The sequence below is a fragment of the Corallococcus sp. AB049A genome (assembly GCF_003668885.1).
GTDB lineage: Bacteria > Myxococcota > Myxococcia > Myxococcales > Myxococcaceae > Corallococcus > Corallococcus interemptor.
In genome coordinates, this window is record NZ_RAWL01000753.1 from 1 (window position 1) to 1,877 (window position 1,877).

Below are 1,877 nucleotides of genomic sequence, written 5' to 3' on the forward strand. Positions count from 1 at the left end.
TGTATAAGAGACAGCTGACACAGCGCCTCCAGGCACGCCGCCAGTGGATGCCCCCCATGCACCGGCGCCTCCCACACCGCCGCCAACACCGTGCCGGACTCCACCCGCAGCGACAGCCGCACCCGGCCGCCCTCGAACGGGGCCTCGCCGTGCCGGACGTCCTCCCCGTGAAGCGCGCCCCGATGTTCCTGCCCTGGAGTCGTCATGCTAGGCACCCATCCTTTCCCACACGTCCCCTCCAGGCCAGGAGCCCCATGTCCGAGCCCTCCCATCCGCGCGACGGCGACTTCGAGCTCGTCACCCTGCGCAACGGCCACCGCGCCGTGCGCCACCTGGGCCATGGCGAGGTCATGCACCCCGCGGTCGGCCCGTGGCAGGAGGCCCTGCGCCTCTACGTGGACCAGCCCGGACTCGCGGACCGCCTGAAGCAGCCCGGCCCGCCGCTCGTCATCCACGACGTGGGCCTGGGCGCCGCCACCAACGCCGTCGCCGCGCTCACCCGCGCTCGCGACCTGGGCCCGGACCGCGCGCGCGACCTGCACGTCGTCAGCTTCGAGGTGGACCTGGCCCCGCTGAGGCTCGCGCTCGCGGACGCGGAGGGCTTCCCCTTCCTCCAGCCGTTCCGCGACGCCTGCGAAGGCCTCATGAAGCACGGCACCTGGAGCGAACCCGGCATCCACTGGGAGCTCAAGCTGGGGGACGCCGTGCCCTTCTTGGAGTCCGAACTGCCCCCGGCGGACCTGGTCTTCTTCGACCCGTTCTCACCCGCGTCCAACCCGGACATGTGGACCGAAGGCGTGCTAGCCCGGGTGCGCCGGCACTGCCGCGAGGACGGGGAGGGGGCCCTGCTGATGACCTACAGCGCGGCCACGCCCACCCGCGTCACGCTGCTGCTCGCGGGGTTCTACGTGGGCGCCGGTGTTTCCACCGGCACCAAGGGGGAGACCACCGTGGCCTCGACCCGCTTCGAATCCCTGGCCGCCCCGCTGGGGACCCGGTGGCTGGAGCGCTGGGAGCGCTCGTCCTCCCGGGCCCCGCACGGGGGCACCCTCACGCCTGAGGTCGAGCGTCGCCTGCGGACCCATCCTCAGTGGCGCTGAGCGCCGTCTCGACGGGGGCCTCGCTCCAGCGCAGGTGGAACGTGGCCGCCGTGCCGTCGAACTCCTCCGGCAGTGCCACCACCCGCAAGCCCCCGCACAGCGCCACCGCGCGCGCCAGCAGCCCCGCCGCGAACGTCGGCTGGTCCGCCAGCACGTCGTTCATCCACAGCTCCAGCGACGTCGCGCCGCGCTCCACGATTTTGACTTCACTGAAGTTGTTGCCGGCGCGAAAGCCCACGTCCGCCCGCAGCAGCATCCTCCGGGGGCCCGCCAGCCGGCCCACGCCCAGGAGCGCCCGGCCAAAGAAGGTGCCGAAGTAGGCATCCATGAAGCGCTCGCCCAGCGAGTAGTACGCGGCCTCCGCCGGCACGCCGCCATAGACGTGGCCCGCCGCGATGCGCAGGAACTCCCGCCACTGCTCCAGGGTGTAGGTGCGCTCCAGCTTTTTGTCGAGGTCCAGCCCCGCCCGCTTCAGGTGCTCGCGGCACGCGGGCGTCAGGCGGTTCTCCAGCGCTCGGACGAACAGCGCGTCCACGGTCTGGGCGAAGACAAGCTTCTCAGGATTCATGCGGAGCACCCTACACGAAGCCCCCCATGCGATGCTCCCCCACCTGTGTACTGACGTTCAGTGCCGCGCCCCCCGAGTGTCAGGAAGCTGGCGCGCGCCGTACGCCTCGCAACTTCCGGGTGTTTTCAGACCCCGTGTTGACCGCCCGCGCCACGAGCTCGCGCAGCCACTGGTGCGCGGGGTCTCCGTCGAAGCGCTCGTGCCAGACC

At 71.7% G+C, this 1,877-nt stretch carries 3 protein-coding genes; 1 reads left to right on the forward strand and 2 read right to left on the reverse strand.

Annotated elements, in window-relative coordinates; translation table 11 throughout:
* Positions 1-206 (reverse strand): hypothetical protein (locus D7X55_RS39040; RefSeq protein WP_147470409.1); only part of this gene is annotated, 206 nt, incomplete at its 3' end.
* Between the two features lie 48 nt (positions 207-254).
* Here D7X55_RS39040 and D7X55_RS39045 point away from each other — a divergent pair.
* A complete protein-coding gene (locus D7X55_RS39045; protein WP_121725678.1) occupies positions 255-1,100 on the forward strand; it encodes a tRNA (5-methylaminomethyl-2-thiouridine)(34)-methyltransferase MnmD in 846 nt (281 codons plus the stop codon).
* On the opposite strand, the gene D7X55_RS39050 is transcribed toward D7X55_RS39045, so the two are convergent.
* Positions 1,051-1,668, reverse strand: a complete 618-nt coding sequence (locus D7X55_RS39050; RefSeq protein ID WP_121725679.1) for a DUF2378 family protein — start codon at positions 1,666-1,668, stop codon at positions 1,051-1,053. The genes D7X55_RS39045 and D7X55_RS39050 overlap by 50 nt on opposite strands.
* Positions 1,669-1,877: the final 209 nt, after the last annotated feature.

What these genes read in the sequence shown, in the direction of transcription:
- D7X55_RS39050 (WP_121725679.1), bottom strand. Translation starts at nt 1,668, where the DNA reads ATGAATCCTGAGAAGCTTGTCTTCGCCCAGACCGTGGACGCGCTGTTC.
- D7X55_RS39045 (WP_121725678.1), top strand. Translation starts at nt 255, where the DNA reads ATGTCCGAGCCCTCCCATCCGCGCGACGGCGACTTCGAGCTCGTCACC.